This window comes from Natronolimnohabitans sp. A-GB9 (assembly GCF_030848565.1).
Taxonomy (GTDB): domain Archaea; phylum Halobacteriota; class Halobacteria; order Halobacteriales; family Natrialbaceae; genus Natronolimnohabitans.
Genome location: NZ_JAVDDV010000003.1, coordinates 92,865 through 114,082, shown reverse-complemented (window position 1 = coordinate 114,082; position 21,218 = coordinate 92,865). Strand labels below are relative to the sequence as shown.

The following is a 21,218-nucleotide window of genomic DNA, read 5'->3' as shown; positions in this document are numbered from 1 at the left end:
GCTATCGTGTTTCGTCCTCGTTATGTGCTTCTCGGTCCGCGTCCGCCGGACGGGAGCGATCGGTCTCGACCCGGGTCACGTCGTCGAACGTCTCCCGTCGGCGGGCGAGCCGTCTCGTCTCGCCGTCGATGACGACCGACGCGGGACGGGGCCGGGAGTTGTACTGGTTGGCCATCTCGTAGCCGTAGGCCCCGGCATTGCCGATCGCGATCACGTCCTTGCGTTCGCTTGCGGGTAGTTGACGGTCGGTACAGAAAACGTCCCCGCTCTCACAGATCGGGCCGGCGATCGTCTGAGCGACCGTCTCGCGACCGGCGTCATCGGCCGAGTCGGCCTCGAGAGCGGCCGTCAGGTTCCGGATCGGATGGTAGGCGTCGTACATCGCGGGCCGCAACAGCGTCGTCATCCCGGCGTCGACGCCGACCGCGAGGGTATCGCGGGCCTCCTTGACCGTATTGACTTCCGTCAGGAGGACGCCCGCGTCGGCGACGAAGTATCGGCCGGGCTCGATCGCCAGGCGCGCGTCGACGTCGCCCAGTGCGTCGCGGGTCGCCTCGGCGACCGCCTCGAGGTCCAGTGGCTGTTCGTCCTCGCGATAAGGGACGCCGAAGCCGCCGCCGACGTCGACGAACTCGAGGCCGTCTCCTTCGAGCGCGTCGTCGACCGCCCGTGCGAGGTCGCCCATCCGGGAGACGAACTCCCGATGGTCGTCGAGCTGGTCGCTCGAGACGCCCGAGCCGACGTGGGCGTGGACGCCGACGACGTCGAAGCCGCGTTCGTCGGCATCGGCCAGGACCTCGACGGCTCGCTCGGCCGGGACGCCGAACTTCGCGGCAGCGCCGGTCTGGACCTTCTCGTGGTGGCCGGCACCGATACCGGGGTTGACGCGAAGACAGAGCCGTCCGTCGTAGCCGCGTTCTTCGAGGCGGTCGATCGTCTCCTCGGCACCGACGGTGATCGTCAGTTCAGGGTCGTCCTCCCAGGCGTCGACGACCCAGTCCAGATCCCGCGCTGGCGGGTTGACGGCCGTGTAGTGGACGTCTGCGCCCGACCCACTAGCTGCGAGTGCGCGTTTGACCTCCCCTGCGGACGCACACTCCAGTCCGGCACCTGCCCCGTGAAGCGCTTCGAGGACGTCCCCCAGTGCGTTCGCCTTCACCGCATAGAAGATTTCGGCGTCGGGAAACGCCGACTCGAGGCGACGATAGTTCTCGCGTACGCGCTCGAGATCGAGCGCGTACAGCGGCGAGCCGTACTCGTCGACGAGCTCCGTCAGGGCGGCCGCGTCCCAGTCGTCGAGCCGGCGGACCGCCGGCGACTCCGCGAGGTCAGTCATTGGTCACTCGTAGTGAGCGTGAGAATTCAAGCGTTTGGATTCCCGACCGGAGCGACGGGTCGAAAATTCGACGAGATACGTTTCGTCGCCTTCGTACGTGATCTCTGTGACTTCGATCGGTGTGATGTCGACGCCGACCTCTGACAGTTCGTATATCAGATCTTCAAAGTAGTCGTAGTCACAGCACATCCGACAGAACGGTCCCTCGAACCGGACCGCAAACGAGTGTTTCACAGCGTCGGCGAGGGAAGCAGTGGCCATCGGACTCCTGTACTCGTTGTACGCCGTGATCGCTTCCTCGAGAGTCGCGGCTGTGACCATCGTGAGAGACGACTACGTGGCCCACCACACTATGTGCTTCGACGGTCTGGTCACTGCGCTCACTGCTGATCAAACAGCGGCTCGAGCGCCCAAACGGCGAAAATCAGCGGTGTCGGATTCGGACCCGTTACTCCCGGAGCGCGTCCTCGCGCTCGGTGGCCTCGAGCGTCTCCGTCTCGAGGTCGGTCGCGACGACAGCGGGCTTGTAGGCACCGCCCTCGAAGAGGTCGTGGTCGCTGATCGAGGATTCGACGAATCGGGTGAACGCACGCCGGTTGGCGGGCAGTTCGCCGTAGACGACTTCTTCCTCGACGAGGTCGTAGACCGGAATTCGGGGCGTCAGCAAGGTGTTCTCGCCGACGACGCTATTCTCGCCGACGACGAAGCCGCTGGTGACACGACAGCCAGCGCCCAGCGAGACGTTGTCCTCGATGATGACCGGCGCGTTCTCGACGGGCTCTAGGACGCCGCCGATCAGCGTGTTGGCACCGAGTTTGACGTTCTCACCGATCTGGGCACAGGAGCCGACCGTATCACAGGAGTCGACGAGGGTCCCGTCGCCGACGTGGGCGCCGATGTTGACAAACGCCGGACTCATCAGGATACAGTCCGAGCCGATGTGTGCGCCTTTGCGGACGACGGTTCCATCGGGCGTGTTACGGCTGCCGCGATCGCCGTAGTCGCTCGAGTCCGCAAGCGGCAGGACGTCGTTGTACGTGGTCCCGCCGTGTTCGTACTGCTGGATCGAGCGGAGACCGAAGTTGAGCAGGATCCCCTGTTTGACCCACTCGTTTGCCTCCCAGGTGTCGCCGTGTTTCTCGGCGGCGCGGACGTCGCCGTCCTCCAGGGCCTCGAGGAAGGCCTCGAGGGTGGCGTACTCGTCTTCGCCGGCGGTGTCGGCGTCGACCGCGCCGTCCTGATACTGCGTCCACAGCTCCGAAATTTCGCTCTCGAGTGCGCTCATTCGCTGATCACGTCCGCAAAGTCGTAGTGGCCTGCCTTCTGTCCAGCGATCCAGACCGCCGCGTCGACGGCGCCGGCGGCGAAGACACCCCGGTCCTCGGCGCGGTGGGTGAGACGAAGTTCCTCGTGGTTGCCGGCGAGGACGACTTCGTGTTCACCCGTAACGTTCCCGGCACGGAGCGCGTGAACGCCGATCTCGGCCTCTTCGCGGGGGGCCTCGCCCTCGCGGCCGTGCGTACGGCCGGCGAAATCGCCGTTGGCCTCGATTTCCTCGAGGAGCCGATTCGCGGTACCGCTTGGGGCGTCGCGTTTGTTGTTGTGGTGGGTTTCGACGAGTTCGACGTCGTACCCCGGCAGGTTCCGGACGGCCTCGCCGACGACGTTTACCAGCGCCTGTACCCCGCGGGCGAAGTTCGGTGCGTGGAGGACGGCGATCTCCTCGCTTGCGTCCTCGAGGGTCGCGCGTTCCTCGTCGCTAAAGCCCGTCGTCCCGGTGACGAAGGCGACGCCGGCGTCGGTACAGGCCTCGACGTAGTCGACGGCCGACTCGGGGCCGGTGAAGTCGATTACGGCAGTGGGTTCGCGGTCGGCTACCAGCGAGTCGAACTCGGCTGCGGGTTCGACTTCGACGCCGTCGACCGTCTCGCCGTCGGGGCTGCGGTTGACCGCGAATGCGACCTCACAGTCGGCGTGGTCGTCGACGGCGGCGATCACTTCCCGTCCCATCCGGCCGGTCGCGCCGGTGACGCCGATCCGTACCGTCATCGATCACCCTCCACTGCAGCCTCGTCGCTCGTGTCGGTGCTGCCGGCGGTCCAGGACTCGTTTTCGAGGGCGGCGAGGACGGCCTCGAGGTCGTCGCGGTACTCCTCGGAGAGCCGGGTCAGCGGCGAGCGCATACGGGCCGGCCCGTAGCCGCGGATCTCCATCGCTTCCTTGACCGGGATCGGATTGGTCTCGACGAACAGGTGGCGAAACAGCGGTCCGAGTTCGTGGTGGAGCTGTTGGGCACGTTCGTAGTCGCCGTCGAGTGCGGCGCCGACCATCGCACACGTTCGCTCGGGTTCGATGTTCGCTGCGACGCTGATCGTCCCCGTCCCACCGACCGAGATGGTCGGCAGCGTAAGCGCGTCGTCACCCGAGAGGACGGCAAACTCCTCGTCGGTCGTCCGTTCTGCGATCTCGCCGATCTGGCCCAGATCGCCGCTTGCAGCCTTGAATCCCGCGATGTTCTCGTGAGAGGCGAGTTCGACGGCCGTGTCGGGTTCGATATTCCGGCCCGTCCGCGAGGGGACGTTGTAGACGATCTGTGGGAGGTCGACGGCGTCCGCGATCGTCTGATAGTGGTCGACCAGTCCGCGCTGTTCGGGCTTGTTGTAGTACGGCGAGATCAACAGGAGCGCGTCGGCGCCGGCTTCGGCGGCGCGTTCGGAGAGTTCAAGCGCCTCGCGGGTGTTGTTCGATCCGGTGCCCGCGATGACTGGCACGTCGTCGACGGCCTCGATGACCGCCTCGACGACGCGGACGTGTTCGTCGTGGGTCAGCGTGGCCGATTCGCCGGTCGAGCCGACGGGAACGAGCCCGTCGACGCCGGCTGCCTCGAGTCGCTGTGCGTCGGCCTGCAGGGTTTCGAAGTCGATACGTTCGTCCTCGTCGAACGGCGTACACATCGCCGGGAAGACGCCGCTGAAGTCGATAGTGGCTGTCATTGTTGTGTTGGGTTCTGCTTGTAGTGACTACGTTCTATGTGATGTACGTGTCGCGTCGGATCGACAGTCGAAGATCGAATCCGTTCGCGGCCCGGATCGCACCCGAGACGGGGGCGCTACGCCCGCCTCGAGCACTCTCACGGGCGTTTTTTGATAACAGGAGAACCGGAGATCGCACCGCTCGGCGACCCACGAGCGACGGGGCGAGCGATACGATTCATACGCGAACCAGTGATCTACGAGAACTTAGTGGTTGTGGCTTCCGTCGAGAACACACCATCTACGTGACATCGACGATCGTGTTACGTATTCTCACTTTTGTCGTCGGTTCCCGCTTGTTTTATACTTCCCGATTGGTTACTGCTACGTATGCGAAATACACAGCTGAAACTTCGGATGGCGATCGTCGGAGTCATCCTGTTTGCCCTCTACTTCGGGGCCGCGCTCGTCTTCGACGCGATGTTCCCGGGTATTGGTCTCCTCCCGATACTGGCACTCAGTATCATCGTCCTGCCCGCGGCGCAGTACAAACTCGGTAAGTGGATGGCGCTTCGTGGTACCGAAGAGATGCCCAACGAGGGCCAGTACCGCCAGGTCCACGAGATGACCGAGTCCCTCTCGCGTGACATGGGACTCGACAAGCCCAAACTCGTCGTCCAGGACATGGGCGTCCCCAACGCGTTCGCGACCGGCCGCAAGGGCGCCGGCGTCGTCTGTGTCTCCAACGAGCTCATCCAGCTGCTCGAGCGCGACGAACTCGAGGGCGTCATCGCCCACGAGCTCGCTCACCTGAACAACCGCGACACGATCACGATGATCCTCGGTCAGTCCGTTGGGATGGTCGTCAGCTACGCGACGTTCTTCCTCGTCCGCGAGTCGGGCGAGGGCGCTGGCAACTTCATCGTCGCTTACGCCGCCTCGATCGTCGCCCAGATGCTGACGATGATCTTCGTGATGGCTATCTCGCGCTACCGCGAGTACGTCGCCGACGACGACGCTCGTCAGTACATCGGCAGCGGCGACCCGCTCGCTCGCGCACTCGAGAAGATCTCCAAGGGTTCCGAAGGCCGCGAATCCAACGTCGACGACAGTGTCAGCGCGCTCTGTATCCTGAACACCGACCGCAGCACCCTCCAGCAGCTGTTCTCGACCCACCCGCCGACGGAGAAGCGAATCGAGAAGCTGCGTAGCTAATTCACGCAGATCGGACCCGACGGCACGATTTTCCGCCGGTCCGTTCGTACGGACTCCTGCCCGCTAGTGAACCGACGAGTCGATACGCTCGTTTGCGCTCCTGTATCGCACTCGAGTCCCGGTGGTACTGGTCGGAACGACGCGACTTTTTAACGGTAGCCCATCGAACGTAGCCTATGACCGAGATACATCCAGGACAGCGCGTCGCCGTCCTCGTCGACGCCCAGAACCTCTATCACACCGCCCAGAGCCTGCATAGCCGAAACATCGACTACTCCGCGCTGCTGGAGAAGGCCGTCCAGGACCGCCAGCTCACCCGTGCAATCGCGTACGTGATCCGCGCGGAGGCCCCCGAGGAGGAGAGTTTCTTCGAGGCACTGGTCGACATCGGGTTCGAGCCGAAGATCAAGGATATCAAGACCTTCGCCGACGGGACGAAAAAGGCCGACTGGGACGTCGGGATGAGTCTCGACGCGGTGACGCTTGCGAACCACGTCGACACGATCGTCCTTTGTACCGGCGATGGGGACTTCTCGCGGCTCTGTTCGCACCTGCGCCACGAGGGTGTTCGCGTCGAAGTGATGGCCTTCGAGTCCTCGACCGCCGAGGAACTGATCGAGGCCGCCGACTCGTTTCTCGATCTCGGCGAGCGCCACGAGACGTTCCTGTTGTAGTATACTGTCGGACAGCACGAGTCACCGATCGGCCACAGGACTGCGACCGTCGACCACACCCCTCGAGTCGACGGAGTTGGTCGTTTAGGTCCGGCGTGGATGACGGCCCTGCCAGAGGCCGATCAGCAGCGCGTAGCCGGTGACGAGCAGCGTCGACGCCGTCAGAAGGTATACGACCGGTCCCGAAGCGAGCGGCGCCGGTCCAGCAAGCGTTAGCGACCCCAGAACGAGCAGCGCGATCCCGAGGCCGACTTGCGTCACGTCCATGCGATATCGGCTACTACTGAATCGAGGACTATAACCTTCGCTATCCAGTTCGGTTGGGAACGACACATCGTCTTCGCCTCGAGGTCGAAGGCCTTTCGACCGCTGGCGCGAAAGGACGCCCGATGAGCGATCCAGCCGACGGCAACGGACAGGCGGGACTGCCCGAGTTACGGACGATCGCGGACTACCAGTTCGGTGCGGGTGCGGGGACGGCGCTGTTTCCGCCCGCGGAATCGTTGACGGTCAAACGCACCTCCTCGGGCCGACCCCAGCAGATCCACGCCGACGCCGGTCGCGTCGTCTCGTTCGGTACCGACGGCCGGTTCACGCTCGGCCTCGAGGGCGGGCGCCGACTCCACGAGACGCTCGCACACCCCGCCTACAGGGTCGTCGTCGACGACGAGAGCGAACCGTTCGTCCGCGACGAGAAGAACGTCTTCACGAAGTTCGTCCTCGAGGCCGGGCCGGAGATCCGGCCGGGCGACGAGGTGCTCGTGGTTCACGAACGCGGCGAGTTAATCGCGGTCGGAACGGCGGAACTCGATGCGGAAGCGATCGAAGACTTCGAGACGGGGATGGCGGTCAACGTCCGTGAAGGTGCGCCGGCCGACGAGTAACGGCAGCGGTCCGAATCACAGACTCGAGTTCGAGTCCGATCCGCCGTCCGAACGGCTGGCTCGGGGAGACGTGCCGGAACGGACGCGCAGCCAATGGCCTGTGCCAGCGACCGTGGCCGCCGCGAGTAGAATCGCCGCGTCCACGTATCGTCCCGAGAGAAAGCCGCCGGCGGCCAACGCTCCACCGACGAGAAGCGTCAGCCGAACCGGATCCGCCGCCAGCGCTCTGAGCCGGTGTACGACGCCCAGATAGAGCAAGCCGAGTCCGACGCCGGCGACGACGTCACCGGGGTAGTGGACGCCGAGTGCGACCCGAGAGAGACAGACGAGCGCGACGACGGCGCCGCCGACGAGAGCCCGTTTTCGTCGCGTCGCGATCGGTAACTCGAGGACGACCAGTCCCCAGAACACCGTCGCTGCGAGAGCGTGGCCGCTCGGAAAACTCGCGGAGCCGAATCCGACACCGAGACCGTACAGCGGCTCGAGCCAGAGTGGGAGCGTCTCCCGCGTAAACGGCGGATCGACTGGTGGTCGATGGACCGAAAACAGCGGCTTGAGTGAAACGAACAGGCCGTAGCCGCCGATCACGATCCCCGGCCACGTGTCGAGTTCGGACGTTCGCCACCGGACGTTCGAAACGACGGCAGCAGCGACGACCGGCACGATGACGTAGACACTGCCGAGAAAGGAGATCAGCAGAAGGACGACCGCCAACCGCGTCGGAACGGCGTTTCGAATCGTTTCGACGACCGCGATGTCGAACCACATCGACGAACACTGTGTGGGCACACGTCAAATCGGGCGCGAGTGTTTTCTAGTTGAGAAACTTCGAGCGAATATTTATGTTACTAAACGAACTACTTTCGAGTACGTTCCGCATTCGGGCCGTCACGTGGGCCCTGCGACCGGATTCAGCCGCTGTTACCCTCCCGTCGCGACTTCGAGACCGATCCCGGTCGTGGCTGACGGAACCGACGGTCCGAGACGCCCACCATGAGTCCCCTCTCGACCACACTCGAAATCGTAATCGACGTCGTCCACGTCGTCGGACTGCCGGCGCTGTTCGTCGTGTTCGTCCTGAAAGGCGCACTCGTGGGGAAAGTGTTTCCGACGAGCGTCGTCCTTTCTGGGTACGTCGTCGCGATCGGACCGACGTATCTGACTGCCGCAGTGATCGTCGTTCTCGTGACGGTCGCTCACGTGATCGGCCAGTTCGTCGTCTACGGCGCCAGCAAGCGGTACGGAACCGACGTGCTCACTCGACTGCCGTGCCTCGAGATCGATCCGGACTCCGATCAGTTTCGGCGAATCGAGGACTGGTTCGCCCGCTACGGCGGGCTCGCGGTGTTCGTGACGAACGTCATTCCGTGGAGCCGCGGCCTGATCGCCGTCCCGGCCGGCGTCAGCGACTACCCGTCCGGTCGCTACTTCGTCCACGTCGGGAGCTCGACGCTGCTGTATCACGCCGTCTACGTCACCGTCCCGCTGGTCGGATTGGCGATCCTCACGTAGGCGAAGTTAGACGGCCCTGTACCTGTCCGACAGTATGACTGACGGCGATCAGTATCAGTGCCGGCCGAACGACAAAGTAAAAGGGTGCCGGTGGCGACGTGTCGGGTATGTTCGGAGGAGGAGGCGGCGGACTCGATCCGCGCAAGATGGAACAGATGATGAAACAGATGGGTATCGACGTCGAGGACGTCGACGCCGAGGAAGTTATCATCCGCACCGAGGAGTACGATCTCGTCTTCGACGACGCCGAAGTCACGAAGATGGACGCCCGTGGCCAGGAGACCTACCAGGTCATCGGCTCGCCAGAACAGGTCGAGGCCGGCACGGCAGGTGGCGACGCCGGCGGCGCCGACGAAGACGCCGGAAGCGCGATCCCCGACGAGGACGTCGAACTCGTCGCGACCCGCGCCGGCGTCAGCGAAGACGAAGCCCGCGCAGCACTCGAGGACGTCGACGGCGACCTCGCCGCGGCGGTCGAAGCCCTCGAGTGACGCGTGAGCAGCGATAGCGATTCCGACGAGACGGTCGGCGAGGACCGCGTCCCCGTCTTGCTCGTCCGTGGTGATCGGGAGTTCCTGATCGAACCCGGCGCAGAACAGGGGACCGATCTCGGCGTCCTCGAGGTGCCCGACGACGTCCAGCCGGGCGATACCGTCGAGACACATCTAGGCGAGGCGTTTCAGGTGCGGCGACTGCGCGGTCCCGACCTGTTCCATCAGTTCGAGCGGACGGGGGCACCGATGGTCCCCCGCGACGTCGGGCTGGTGATCGGCGAGACGGGAGTCTCGCAAGGTGATCGAGTGCTCGACACCGGCACCGGAACCGGCGTGCTCGCGGCCTCGATGGCGCGTGCGGGCGCCGACGTAGTGACCTACGAGCGCGATCCGGAGTTCGCCGAGGTCGCACGCGAGAACATGGAACTCGGTGGCGTCGAGGACAGCGTCGACGTCCGGACGGGCGATCTGACCGAAACCGTCGACGAACTCGAGGGCTCGTCGTTCGACGTGGTGACTCTCGATACGGGCGATGCTGCGTCGATCGTCGAACACGCCCCGGAGCTGCTGGTCGAGGGCGGCTTCGTCGCCGTCTACAGTCCCTTCATCGAGTCGACTCGCGAGGTCGTCGAGACGGCCCGCGAGGTCGACCTTGCGAACGTCCGGACTCGCGAGACGATTCAGCGAGAGATGCAGTTCGACGACCGCGGCTCCCGGCCGTCGACGGCCCCGGTCGGTCACACGGGCTATCTGACGATCGCTCGAAACGTGTGATCGGCTCGACGGTGTGAAACGGCCACGGCTTCGTTCGCGACCCGAATTGTAAACCGACACCTACATAGATATTAACTCGGCTACGAGTTGCGAACGGTGGCGGCTGTTCGCAACCTTCATTATTCGCTCGCCAGTCGAATCAGATAGCAATGGCTGTACTCTGGCTGGACGAGATCAGTGCCGGCGACCTCGAGAAGGTCGGCGGTAAAGGCGCCTCCCTGGGCGAACTTACGGGTGCTGGGCTGCCCGTACCGCCGGGATTCGTCGTAACTGCCGGGACATATCGATCGTTCATCGAAGAAGCCGAAATCGACGAGGAACTGTTCGAGGCCGTCGACGTCGACGTCGACGACTCCGCGGCCCTAGCCGACGCGGCCGACCGCGCACAGGAACTCATTCTCGAGACGCCGTTCCCCGACGACCTGCGCGAGGAAATCCTCGAGTCCTACCACGGGGTCGGTGACGGCGAGGCGTTCGTCGCCGTCCGCTCTTCGGCGACGGCCGAAGACCTGCCGGATGCCTCCTTCGCGGGCCAGCAGGAGACGTTCCTGAACGTCACCGAGGAGGCACTACTCGATCGGGTCCGGGAGTGTTGGGCGTCGCTGTTTACCCAGCGGGCGATCTACTACCGACAGGAGCAGGGATTCGACCACTCCGCGGTCAACATCGCGGTCGTCGTCCAGCAGATGGTCGACGCCGAGAAGTCTGGCGTGATGTTCACGAGCCATCCCTCGACGGGCGATCCGACGATGATCATCGAGGCCGCCTGGGGACTCGGTGAAGCGGTCGTCTCCGGTGCCGTCTCGCCGGACAACTACGTCGTCGAGCGCGAGGATCGGGACGTCGACGTCACCGTCGCCGAAAAGAAGGTGATGCACGTCAAAGACGAAGAGACCGGTGAAACAGTCGAACGCGACGTTCCAGCGGAGAAACGCGACGAGCGCGTACTCGCCGACGAAGAGCTCGACGAACTCCTCGACCTCGGCGAACGCGTCGAGGATCACTACGACGAACCCCAGGACGTCGAGTGGGCCATCGTCGATGGGGAGGTCTTCATGCTCCAGTCGCGACCGATCACGACCATCGACGAGAGCGGCGAGACGGCCGACCCGGCCGGCGGCAGCGTCGACGCGTCGGCAGGACTTACCGACGGCAGCGGCAGCGTCCAGGCGACGACCGGCGGCGAGTCGGCGAGTCCGGACACCTCCGGCGAGGTTATCGTCGACGGACTGGGCTCGAGTCCGGGACAGGTAAGCGGTGCCGCACGGATCGTGAAAAAGTTAGACGACCTTGCGAAGGTCGGCGAGGGCGACATCATCGTCACCGAGATGACGATGCCCGATATGGTGCCAGCGATGAAACGCGCGTCGGGGATCATCACCGACGAGGGCGGGATGACCAGCCACGCCGCGATCGTCTCCCGCGAACTCGGCGTTCCCGCGATCGTCGGCACGACCAACGCCACGACGGTCCTGGAGGACGGCCAGGTCGTCACGCTCGATGGCGACAAGGGACAGGTCCTCGAGGGCGAGGAAGTCGAACCCGACGAGGAGACCGAACCCGTCGAAGAAGTTCGCCCACAGTCGCCGGTCAAGCCGATGACTGCGACCGAGGTGAAGGTCAACGTCTCCATTCCGGAAGCCGCCGAACGGGCGGCCGCGACGGGCGCCGACGGCGTCGGTCTCCTCCGTACGGAGCACATGATCCTCTCGCTGAATCAGACGCCGGCGAAATACATCGCGGAAAACGGCGAGGACGCCTACATCAGCGAACTCGTCGACGGGATCCGCGGCGTCGCCGACGCGTTCTACCCCCGTCCCGTCCGCGTTCGAACTCTCGATGCGCCCACCGACGAGTTCCGCCAACTCGAGGGCGGCGAGGACGAGCCCACGGAACACAACCCGATGCTCGGCTACCGTGGGATCCGTCGCTCGCTCGACCGGCCGGAGGTCTTCGCCCACGAACTCGAGGCGTTCCGCCGGCTCTACGAGATGGGGTACGACAACGTCGAGATCATGCTCCCGCTGGTCAACGACGCCGAAGACATCTATCAGGCCAAGGCACTGATGAAAGAGGCGGGCATCGACCCCGAAAAGCGCCGCTGGGGAGCGATGGTCGAGACCCCCGCCTCTGCGCTGGCGGTCGAGGAGATGGCCGAAGCCGGCATCGACTTCGCCTCCTTCGGGACGAACGACCTCACTCAGTACACGCTCGCCGTCGACCGGAACAACGAGAACGTCGCCGACCGCTTCGACGAACTCCACCCGTCGGTGCTTCGTCTGATCGGTAACGTCATCGAAACGTGTCGCGAACACGACGTCGACACGAGTATCTGTGGCCAGGCCGGCTCCAAGCCCGAGATGGTCCAGTTCCTCGTCAACGAGGGAATCAGCTCGATCTCGGCGAACATCGACGCCGTCCGCGACGTCCAACACGAAGTCAAACGCGTCGAGCAGAAGCTGTTGCTCGACTCGGTCCGCTAACGGAGTACTGCCACACTCACGTCTCGAGTACGTCGAGACGCCTGCGCTCGAGTCCGACGCCGAGTTCAGCCGACTCGAGAATCGACGTTTTCGTTCGTTGTACCGACGGTATCGGTCCCGTCGATCGATTCCACAAACGCAACGTCTAAACCCGTGAACGTATTTGTGCGTGATATGCAAATCGAGCCGCAAGCGTTCGACCGGGTGCTTTCGTCGATGTGTACGGAGCCACACCCGGTAGCGCGCGAGGCGGCCGAGCGGTTTCTCGCGACCAATCCCGGCGATCCGGGAACGTATCCGTCGGTGTCGGCCCTCGAGGAGGAGGCGATCGAGACGCTCGGGGAGGTCGCCGGCCTCGAGGAGCCTGCCGGCTACATCGCAAGCGGCGGGACGGAAGCGAACATTCAGGCGGTGCGGATCGCCCGCAACCGCGTCGCGACGCGGACGCCGAACGTCGTCATGCCGGAGTCGGCCCACTTCAGCTTCCAGAAAGCGGCCGACGTCCTCGGCGTCGAGTTGCGAATCGTTCCGACCGACGAGACACACCGAGCCGATCTCGAGGCCGTCCGCAGTTCCGTCGACGAGGAGACGGCACTGGTGGTCGGCGTCGCCGGGACGACCGAGTACGGCCGCGTCGATCCGATTCCGGAACTGGGCGAGATCGCCCGGTCGGTCGACGCCATGCTCCACGTCGACGCTGCCTGGGGCGGGTTCGTCCTGCCGTTTACCGACTACGAGTGGCACTTCGGCCACGCGCCAGTCGACACGATGGCGATCGATCCACACAAGATGGGCCAGGCCGCCATCCCCGCCGGCGGCTTGCTCGCCCGTTCGTCGACGTTGCTCGACGAACTCGCCGTCGACACGCCCTACCTCGAGTCGACCTCGCAGGCGACGCTGACGGGGACCCGGTCGGGTGCGGGCGTCGCAAGCGCCGTCGCCGCGATGGACGAACTGTGGCCCGACGGCTACCGACGCCAGTACGTCCGCGCCCAGAACAACGCCGAGTGGCTCGCCGACGCCTTAGAAAAACGGGGCTACGATGTCGTCGAGCCGACGCTGCCGCTGGTCGCAGCCGACGTGCCGCGGTCGACGTTCGACGCGTTACGGGCCAAAGGCTGGCGCATCTCCCGGACGGGGACCGGGGAGTTGCGCGTCGTGTGTATGCCCCACGTCACCCGCGAAATGTTGGCGTCGTTCGTCGGCGATCTGGACCGACTCGAGGTGCGTGCGAGCGTGCCGGTCGCGAGCGACGACTGATGGTGAACTGATACTGCGGACAGCAGTCACCGAAACGGGTTGGCTGGACACGAGCGGCGACTGCGCACACGAGTGCTGGTCGGCAGTATGAAACGATCAGATTCTGGTTTCGACGATCGTACCAGCCGATTTATCATCGATTCGTCCGACCGATGACGTATGGAGACGAACGTCTGTGCGATCGATCGGGTGGTCCGAATCGGACTCGGTGCAGTACTCGCAATCGCTGGTGTCGCCGTCCTCGGCGAGTTCCTCGCGTTCGGGACGGTCGTCGGCGCCGTCGCGTTGCTCGTCGGTCTCGTCTTGCTCGGGACGGGAACGATCCAGTTGTGTCCGCTGTATCACGTCGCCGGTATCGACACCTGCGGCGGGAACTAATACTGTCGGACAGCAGTCACTGAAGAGAATTCGCCGGACGGAAGCGACAAATTCTCACAATAGTTCTGTCCGACAGTATAACCTCGAGCGACGGAACCGACACACGTTTTCCGTCGCGACGAGAGCAAGCCGGTGATGGACCGGATAGACGCCGTGACCGTCGTCGGATCGCTCGGCATCGTGGCACTGAGCGTGGCCTTCGCGCTCGAGACCGTCGTCGTCGCGGCCGCCTTCGGCGGCTTTCTGCTGTCGCTGTCGCTCTGGCGACTGTACGACGGCCAGCCCTGGGAAGCGCTGGGCTGGCTCGCCTGGCTCGTCGCGGCGGTGGGAGTCGTCGTCGCACCGAGTGGCCCGGCGCTCGTGGTCACGGTCGTCGGCTCGGGACTGCTCGGCGCGATACTGTTGCTCGGTGGCCGATACGGCGTGTTACTCGACGTCTGGAGCGTCGACGGGAACGAGAAGCAACTCGAGTAGCGAGGGAGAACCGTTACTGCTCGCCGAGCCACTCCGCGAAGGGGCCGGTGAGGAACTCGTAGTAGTCGAGGATCCCGAGTGCGAGTGCGACGAGCAGAACGACGACGACCGGAACGCGAACGGCCCAGATCCAGGCCGAGCCGAGCGGGCCGAGATCGCCGATGCCGCGTTGGAGTTCGTCGATCGCGAGATTCGCCAGCGACCAGCTCACGAGGATCACCAGGAGCAGTCCGCCCAGCACCAGCAGGATCTGGTCGGCGAACAGATCGAACAGGTCGAGCAAGACGAGATCGTACGCCGACGGGATCCCGAGCAAGAAGATCGCGCCGCCGATGCCGAGCGTCGCCGTCACGCGATCGATCCCCAGTTCGTCGATGGCATAGGAGACGACGACTTCCATGAGACTGATCGCACTCGAGAGGGCGGCGATGGCGACGGTCGCGAAGAAGACGGCACCGATGAGCCAGCCAAGCGTCAGATCGCCGAAGGCGGCGGCCAGCGAGACGAAGATCGCGCCGGCACCGGGGTCGGCCGGATCGACACCGGCGGTAAAGAGGATCGGGAACACGATCAGTCCCGTGATGAAGGCGATCGCGGTGTCGAAGCCGATGATGATCGCACCGTCCTCTGCGAGATTCCGGTCTTCACCGAGATAGGAAGCGTAGGTGATCATCACGCCCATCCCCAACGAGAGGGTAAAGAAGGCCTGGCCGGCTGCGGCCGGAAGGATGCTCTGCCACTCGGCGGCGATCGTTCCCCACTCCGGCGAGAGATAGTACCCGTAGGCGTCGCCGGCGCCCTCGAGCGTGGCTGCGTAGATCGCCAGGCCAACGGTGATGATGATGATCGCGGGGACCATCACCTTCACTGCGAGTTCGATCCCCCGCTGGATTCCGATCGCGACGATGGCGATGACGGCGATCATGAAGACGGCATGAAGGAAGATCGCGTCGAGGCCGCTTGCGAGCTCGACGAACTGGGCCTCGGCTTCGCCGGCATCGGCGAGATAGCCGTCCTGGAGCCCGAGGATCGTATAGCGGATCGTCCAGCCGGCGACGACGCTGTAGTACGAGAGAATGACGAACCCCGTCACCACGAAGATCCAGCCGACGTACTGCCAGGCACCCGGCCCGATCTGTTTGAGCGCGCCGACGGGGTTGCGTTCGGTACGACGGCCGACGACGAACTCGACGAGCATCGCCGGGAACCCGATGAGGAGAATAAACAGCAGGTAGATCAACAGGAAAGCGGCTCCACCCTCCTGACCGACCTGGAAGGGGAACCGCCAGATGTTCCCGAGTCCGACGGCACTGCCGACCGCGGCGAAGATGAAGCCGACTCGAGTCGCCCACTGCTCACGTGGGATGTCGACGGAGCTCATGGTCGGATCCATCACATGACGTGTCAAAAATACACATGATGGTCCAATGCAGTAACAGTCGCTTTGTAGACGGTATGGCGACGATAATACTGTCGGACAGCAGTCAGTGAGCCGTCGGTTGCGAACTCGCGGCCGTCACCCTCGGGACGGCCGCAGTCGCGCGACCGATCGTCGAATCGTGTTGTCCAACAGTATAATACGGGCTGTTGCCCGTCAGCGACGGCGCATCCACAGCGGGGTCGCGGTTGCGCCGGCATGTCGGTACAGGGATCGGTAAATACGACAGCACCGCTCGAGTCCCACCCCGCCGTCGGCGATCGAAAACCGGCGGGTTTTACGCCCGCCACCGACTCATGGCGTATATGAGCAACGACGAGTTTCCGACGGACCGTCCCGCCGTGGTGACCTGTGGGCTGCCCTACGCCAACGGGGACCTCCATATCGGTCACCTGCGGGGGTATATCGGTGCCGACGCGTTCAACCGCGCGCTCCAGACGCTTGGCCAGCAGTCGGCCTACGTCTGTGGCTCGGACATGCACGGGACGCCCGTCGCCGTCAACGCCGAACAGGAGGGCGTCGAACCGGAGGAGTTCGCCTTAGAGTGGCACGAACAGTACGAGGAGACGTTCCCGCAGTTCAACGTCGAGTTCGACAACTACGGCCACACGCACGACGAGACCAACACCGAACTCACCCAGGAGATCGTCCGCGAACTGGACAAAGAGGGATACATCTACGAAAAGGAGATCCAGGTCGCCTACGACCCCGACGCCGACCAGTATCTCCCCGACCGCTACGTCGAGGGAACCTGTCCCTACTGCGGCGAGAAAGCCCGCGGCGACGAGTGTGACGAGGGCTGTCAGCGCCACTTAGAGCCCGGCGAGGTCGAGGACCCGACGAGTACGATCACCGGCAACCCCGCCGAGTACCGCGAGCGTACCCACAAGTTCTTCGAGGTCTCGGAGTTCGCCGACTTCCTCACGGAGTTTCTGGATGGCCTCGAGGGGACCTCGAACGCGCGCAACCAGCCCCGTCAGTGGATCGAGGACGGCCTGCAGGACTGGTGTCTTACCCGTGACATGGAGTGGGGGATCGATTACCCCGGCGAGGAAGAACGGGACATCGTCCTCTACGTTTGGGTAGACGCGCCGATCGAGTACATCGCCTCGACCAAGCAGCACTCCGAACGCGTCGGCAAAGACGAGTACGACTGGGAACAGGTCTGGAAAGACGAGGGCGACATCGTCCACGTCATCGGCCGGGACATCATCCAGCACCACACGATCTTCTGGCCCGCGATGCTCGAGGGTGCAGGCTACAACAAGCCCCGCGGGATCGCCGCGACCGGCTTCATCACGATCAACGGGAAGGGGCTCTCGACCAGCCGGAATCGTGCGATCTGGGCGAAGGAATATCTCGATGAGGGGTTCCACCCCGACCTGCTACGGTACTATCTGACGACCACCGGCGGCCTCCAGCAGGACGTCGACTTCTCGTGGGACGCCTTCCAGGAGAAGGTCAACGGCGAACTCGTCGGCACGGTCGGTAACTTCTGGTACCGCTCGCTGCTGTTTGCCTACCGCAACTACGAGGGGACACCAGAGACGGACGTCTCCGAGGAGGTCTTAGCGCGTATCGAGGGCGCCATCGACGACGTCCGCGAGAGCGTCAACGAGTACGACCTCCGCGGGATCGGGCAGGCAGCAACGCAACTCGCACAGTACGGCAACGAGTACATCCAGCGCAACGAGCCCTGGAAGCTCACCGACGAGGAACCCGAGACGGCAGCGCAGGTCATCCGCGACTGCGTCCAGATCGCCAAAGCCGTCGGCGTCCTCTTAGAGCCGATCACCCCCGACAAAGCCCAGGCGCTGTGGGAACAGCTAGGCGAGGACGGCGCGGTCGCCGATGCCCACCTCGAGGCTGCCCTCGAAGCCCCGCCTCGAACCTTCGAGGAACCCGGCGAACTCTTCGAAAAGATCGAAGACGACCGCGTCGCCGAGTTGAACGAGAAACTCGCGGAACGCGTCGCCGCTGCGTCGGACGATGACGACGAAGGAGCGGACGCGGAAACCGAAAGCGACGACACCGCCGCGGGCGAAGCGAGCGATATGGCAGACATCGACGACCTCGAGCCGCTGGCCGAGGATCGCATCGGCTTCGAAGACTTCCAGGAGCTAGACATCCGCGTCGGCCGCATCGAATCGGCCGAAGGCATCGAGGACGCAGACGACCTCGCACGACTCGAGGTCGACATCGGCTTCGAGACCCGCCAGGTCGTCGCCGGCATCAAGCAACTACACGACCTCGAGGAGCTACCGGGAGAGAAGTGCATCCTGCTGGCGAACATGGAGCCCGCGGAACTGTTCGGCGTCGAGTCCAACGGGATGATCCTCGCGGCGGGCGAGGAGGCGGACCTGCTGACGACTCACGGCGACGCCGAGGTCGGAACGAAAGTCCAGTAGTCACGCCGTCTACGGGACCTCGATCGCGACGTCCCCATCCGTAAGTACTGATCTCGTCTGCGTTCGATCGGTACCGATACTGCCGAAGAGGACGGTCCGACGGTCGCTCGAGTGTGATTGCCCGCCCGATACCGTCCGCGCCGTCGCGATCGATGCCGCAGACGGACTGCTGTACCGATTTATCCCTGATCGCCGACCCCAATCTGGCCATCGGCGGGACGTGAGGCCAGGCGACCGTATCACTGAGCGCTGGACGTCAGTATTACACCAACGGATAGCTCTATGTTGAATGGTAGCAACCACCAGGTGTGCGCCCCGGATTCCCGACTTCCTTCGAGGACCATCCGATACGACGGCGGATACTGGCGCCGATCGGCAGTTTCCTCACGGTCGCCGTCGCCGGTATCGTCGGCTTCGCCGTCCTCGGGGACGTCGGACTCGTACAGGCGACGTTCTGGCTTGTCGATCTGACCAGCATCGAACTTCACTTCGAGCACCACGACGGCCCGGAACGGGCCGTCAAGGCCTACGCGGTTCTGGTCACGGCCGGGCTCGTCGTCTCGGGGCTGTGGATCGGCGAAACGGTGCTCACAGCGGCGTTCGGCGGCCAGATCCGATCGGAGGTGACACGAATCACGATGCAACGACGAATTTCGGAGACCGACGACCACGTCATCGTCTGTGGCTACGGGATGTTCGGACGGACGGTCGCGAACCGCCTCACCGAGCAAGGACGGGACGTCGTCGTCATCGAAATCGAGGACGGAACCGCACAGCGGGTACGCGAGGACGGCCACCTGCTCGTCGAGGGCGACGCCAGACAGGAACACGTCCTGCGTGAGGCCGGCATCGACCGCGCGTCGAAAGTCGTCGCCGCCATCGACGACTCGAACGTAAACATCCAGATCGCGATCGTCGGCGGCACGGCGACGAACGCCCCCGAACTGCTCGTCCGCGTCGGCGACGAGATGTACGAGTCGGTCGCCAGGGAGGCCGGGGCCGACGAGGTCGTCATCCCCGAGATCGTCAGCGGACAGCGAGTGACCCAGCTGCTCGAGGGGTCGACCGACAGTTCCGGATCCGTCGGCTCCGTTGGCCAGCCACTCGAGGGAGACGGGTCGTCCGCCGGCTCGACGATGAGAGCCGACGACGCGTGATGACACTAGAATAGCCCGGTGACGGTCCAGTCGTCCTCGAGATCCATCCCGACCGCAGCCGGCTCGTCGGGCAGCCCGGGCATCGTGAGGACGTCGCCGGTGAGCGCGACGACGAAGCCGGCCCCCGCCGCCGGGCGGAGTTCGCGGACCGTCAGCTCCCATCCCGTCGGTGCGCCGTTTTTCGACGGATCGTCGCTGAAGGAGTAGGGGGTCTTCGAGAGACAGACCGGTGCCGTCTCGAGGTCGACCGTCTCGAGTTGCTCGAGGTCCTCGCGGGCGTCGTCGGTAAACGTGACGCCGTCGGCGCCGTAGACCTCGTGTGCGACGGTCTCGATCTTCTCCTCGACAGGTGCCGCCGAGTCGTATATCGGTTCGAACTCGCCGTCGTGGTCGTCGATGGCGGCGTCGACGGCCTCCGCGAGTTCGATCCCGCCCCCGCCGCCGTCCTGATAGACCGTCGACTCGGCCGCCCGGACGTCGAGGTCGGCCCGACAGTGCTCGAGGATCGCGTCGACCTCGTCGTCGGTGTCGTCGGGGAACCGGTTGACCGCGACGACGACTGGGACGCCGTACTTCCGAAGGACCGAGACGTGCCGATCGAGGTTCTCGAAGCCGTTTTCGACCGCGTCGACGTCGGGTGCTTCCAGGGCGTCGAACTCGACCGGCCACATATCCTTGCCGTGGTACTTCAGCGCGCGGACGGAAACGACGAGCGTGGCGGCCGCCGGTTCGATGTCGGCGGCCGGTGCGACGATGTCGAAGAATTTCTCGGCGCCGAGATCTGAGCCGAAGCCGCCCTCGGTGATGACGTAGTCGGCGAGTGCGCCGCCAGCGTGGTCTGCGACGATCGAGTTCGTCCCGTGGGCGATGTTCGCGAACGGGCCGCCGTGGACGAACGCCGGCGTTCCCTCGATCGTCCCGACGATATTTGGTCGGAACGCGTCCGCAAGCACTACCGCGACCGCGCCGGTCACCTCGAGGTCGTCGACCGTGATCGACTCGCCGTCGCCGTCGTAGGCGACGACGATCCGTCCGATTCGTTCCTTCAGGTCGGTAATATCGTCGGCCAGACAGAGGACGGCCATCAGCTCCGAGGCCGCCGTCAGGACGAACCCATCCTCGCGCGGGCGACCGTTTATCGACCCGCCGAGTCCGACGACGAGCTCTCGCAGCGCCCGGTCGTTTACGTCGAGTGCCCGCGGCCAGACGACCTCAGTGACGTCGACATCTAACTCGTTGTCCCCGTGGAGGTGGTTGTCGAGGGTGGAGGCGATCAGGTTGTGTGCGGCGGTCACAGCGTGAATGTCACCCGTAAAGTGGAGGTTGATATCCTCCATCGGGAGTACCTGTGAGTAGCCGCCGCCGGCCGCACCGCCTTTGAGTCCGAACACCGGCCCGAGCGAGGGTTCGCGGATCGTCGAGACAGCCGTTTTCTCGAGCCGGTCGAACGCCTGGGCGAGACCGATGTTCGTCACCGTCTTCCCTTCTCCGCGTGGCGTCGGCGTCACACCGGTAACGAGGACGTACCGTGTCTCGGACTGGCCGGCCCGATCGACGAGCCGATCAGTCGTCTCCGGGGTGAGCTTGGCGACGCTCTCGCCGTAGTTCTCGAGGTCGGCCGGCTCGAGACCGAGAGGATCGACGACCTCCTCGATCGGGCGTGTCCCCGCGTTTCGGGCGATCTCCGCGTCCGAAGGGATCGATCCCTCCGCCGGTGGTGTCGTCATGTGACGGTCTACACCATCCCGCAAGTCAAATA

General features: G+C 64.6%; 21 protein-coding genes. 12 read left to right on the top strand and 9 right to left on the bottom strand.

Going from position 1 to position 21,218, the window contains the following annotated elements; translation table 11 throughout:
• Window position 1 precedes the first annotated feature (1 nt).
• From lysA to dapA, 5 genes are all read right to left on the bottom strand, one after another.
• Entirely contained in the window at window positions 2-1,336 is a 1,335-nt protein-coding gene (lysA, locus tag RBH26_RS05475) for a diaminopimelate decarboxylase (protein ID WP_306757108.1), read from the bottom strand.
• A gap of 3 nt (window positions 1,337-1,339) precedes the next feature.
• Window positions 1,340-1,657, bottom strand: coding sequence for a hypothetical protein (locus RBH26_RS05470; protein ID WP_306757107.1), 318 nt, complete (start codon window positions 1,655-1,657; stop codon window positions 1,340-1,342).
• 127 nt (window positions 1,658-1,784) lie between these two features.
• A complete protein-coding gene (locus tag RBH26_RS05465) occupies window positions 1,785-2,621 on the bottom strand; it encodes a 2,3,4,5-tetrahydropyridine-2,6-dicarboxylate N-succinyltransferase (protein ID WP_306757106.1) in 837 nt (278 codons plus the stop codon).
• Window positions 2,618-3,385 carry a 4-hydroxy-tetrahydrodipicolinate reductase gene (gene dapB / locus RBH26_RS05460; RefSeq protein WP_306757105.1) on the bottom strand — a complete coding sequence of 256 codons (768 nt, stop codon included), beginning with the start codon at window positions 3,383-3,385 and terminating at the stop codon, window positions 2,618-2,620. Before dapB ends, RBH26_RS05465 begins: the two co-directional genes overlap by 4 nt.
• A complete protein-coding gene (gene dapA / locus RBH26_RS05455; RefSeq protein ID WP_306757104.1) occupies window positions 3,382-4,329 on the bottom strand; it encodes a 4-hydroxy-tetrahydrodipicolinate synthase in 948 nt (315 codons plus the stop codon). Before dapA ends, dapB begins: the two co-directional genes overlap by 4 nt.
• 369 nt (window positions 4,330-4,698) lie before the next feature.
• Here dapA and RBH26_RS05450 point away from each other — a divergent pair, with 369 nt between their 5' ends.
• Together RBH26_RS05450 and RBH26_RS05445 are read left to right on the top strand one after the other, a co-directional pair.
• Window positions 4,699-5,523, top strand: a complete 825-nt coding sequence (locus tag RBH26_RS05450) for a M48 family metalloprotease (RefSeq protein WP_306757103.1) — start codon at window positions 4,699-4,701, stop codon at window positions 5,521-5,523.
• Between the two features lie 176 nt (window positions 5,524-5,699).
• Window positions 5,700-6,197, top strand: a complete 498-nt coding sequence (locus tag RBH26_RS05445; RefSeq protein ID WP_306757102.1) for an NYN domain-containing protein — start codon at window positions 5,700-5,702, stop codon at window positions 6,195-6,197.
• A gap of 84 nt (window positions 6,198-6,281) precedes the next feature.
• Here the strand turns inward: RBH26_RS05445 and RBH26_RS05440 are convergent, their stop codons facing one another.
• A complete protein-coding gene (locus RBH26_RS05440) occupies window positions 6,282-6,464 on the bottom strand; it encodes a hypothetical protein (RefSeq protein WP_306757101.1) in 183 nt (60 codons plus the stop codon).
• A gap of 122 nt (window positions 6,465-6,586) precedes the next feature.
• Here RBH26_RS05440 and RBH26_RS05435 point away from each other — a divergent pair, with 122 nt between their 5' ends.
• Window positions 6,587-7,081 carry a PUA domain-containing protein gene (locus RBH26_RS05435; RefSeq protein ID WP_306757100.1) on the top strand — a complete coding sequence of 165 codons (495 nt, stop codon included), beginning with the start codon at window positions 6,587-6,589 and terminating at the stop codon, window positions 7,079-7,081.
• A gap of 15 nt (window positions 7,082-7,096) precedes the next feature.
• Here the strand turns inward: RBH26_RS05435 and RBH26_RS05430 are convergent, their stop codons facing one another.
• The gene (locus RBH26_RS05430; RefSeq protein ID WP_306757099.1) at window positions 7,097-7,849 is read right to left on the bottom strand and encodes a phosphatase PAP2 family protein; all 753 of its coding nucleotides are present in this window, start codon (window positions 7,847-7,849) and stop codon (window positions 7,097-7,099) included.
• A 225-nt stretch (window positions 7,850-8,074) separates the two neighbouring features.
• Here RBH26_RS05430 and RBH26_RS05425 point away from each other — a divergent pair, with 225 nt between their 5' ends.
• The 7 genes from RBH26_RS05425 (at window position 8,075) to RBH26_RS05395 (ending at window position 14,456) form a co-directional block, all read left to right on the top strand.
• Window positions 8,075-8,593, top strand: coding sequence for a VTT domain-containing protein (locus RBH26_RS05425; protein WP_306757098.1), 519 nt, complete (start codon window positions 8,075-8,077; stop codon window positions 8,591-8,593).
• Window positions 8,594-8,700: 107 nt separating this feature from the next.
• Window positions 8,701-9,084: a nascent polypeptide-associated complex protein gene (locus RBH26_RS05420; protein ID WP_306757097.1), complete on the top strand. Its 384-nt coding sequence runs from the start codon at window positions 8,701-8,703 to the stop codon at window positions 9,082-9,084.
• Between the two features lie 3 nt (window positions 9,085-9,087).
• The gene (locus RBH26_RS05415; protein ID WP_306757096.1) at window positions 9,088-9,861 is read left to right on the top strand and encodes a methyltransferase domain-containing protein; all 774 of its coding nucleotides are present in this window, start codon (window positions 9,088-9,090) and stop codon (window positions 9,859-9,861) included.
• A 149-nt stretch (window positions 9,862-10,010) separates the two neighbouring features.
• Window positions 10,011-12,344, top strand: coding sequence for a phosphoenolpyruvate synthase (ppsA, locus tag RBH26_RS05410; protein ID WP_306757095.1), 2,334 nt, complete (start codon window positions 10,011-10,013; stop codon window positions 12,342-12,344).
• Between the two features lie 174 nt (window positions 12,345-12,518).
• Window positions 12,519-13,604: a tyrosine decarboxylase MfnA gene (gene mfnA / locus RBH26_RS05405; protein WP_306757094.1), complete on the top strand. Its 1,086-nt coding sequence runs from the start codon at window positions 12,519-12,521 to the stop codon at window positions 13,602-13,604.
• 159 nt (window positions 13,605-13,763) lie between these two features.
• Entirely contained in the window at window positions 13,764-13,982 is a 219-nt protein-coding gene (locus RBH26_RS05400; protein WP_306757093.1) for a DUF2892 domain-containing protein, read from the top strand.
• Window positions 13,983-14,117: 135 nt separating this feature from the next.
• Entirely contained in the window at window positions 14,118-14,456 is a 339-nt protein-coding gene (locus RBH26_RS05395) for a hypothetical protein (RefSeq protein ID WP_306757092.1), read from the top strand.
• A gap of 13 nt (window positions 14,457-14,469) precedes the next feature.
• On the opposite strand, the gene RBH26_RS05390 is transcribed toward RBH26_RS05395, so the two are convergent.
• On the bottom strand, window positions 14,470-15,837 hold the full coding sequence (locus tag RBH26_RS05390) for a sodium-dependent transporter (RefSeq protein WP_306757091.1): 1,368 nt from the start codon (window positions 15,835-15,837) through the stop codon (window positions 14,470-14,472).
• 362 nt (window positions 15,838-16,199) lie between these two features.
• Here RBH26_RS05390 and metG point away from each other — a divergent pair, with 362 nt between their 5' ends.
• Together metG and RBH26_RS05380 are read left to right on the top strand one after the other, a co-directional pair.
• Window positions 16,200-18,302, top strand: a complete 2,103-nt coding sequence (gene metG / locus RBH26_RS05385; RefSeq protein ID WP_306757090.1) for a methionine--tRNA ligase — start codon at window positions 16,200-16,202, stop codon at window positions 18,300-18,302.
• 308 nt (window positions 18,303-18,610) lie between these two features.
• On the top strand, window positions 18,611-19,459 hold the full coding sequence (locus RBH26_RS05380; protein WP_306757089.1) for an NAD(P)-binding protein: 849 nt from the start codon (window positions 18,611-18,613) through the stop codon (window positions 19,457-19,459).
• A gap of 5 nt (window positions 19,460-19,464) precedes the next feature.
• Here the strand turns inward: RBH26_RS05380 and RBH26_RS05375 are convergent, their stop codons facing one another.
• Window positions 19,465-21,186 carry a formate--tetrahydrofolate ligase gene (locus RBH26_RS05375; RefSeq protein WP_306757088.1) on the bottom strand — a complete coding sequence of 574 codons (1,722 nt, stop codon included), beginning with the start codon at window positions 21,184-21,186 and terminating at the stop codon, window positions 19,465-19,467.
• Window positions 21,187-21,218 lie beyond the last annotated feature (32 nt).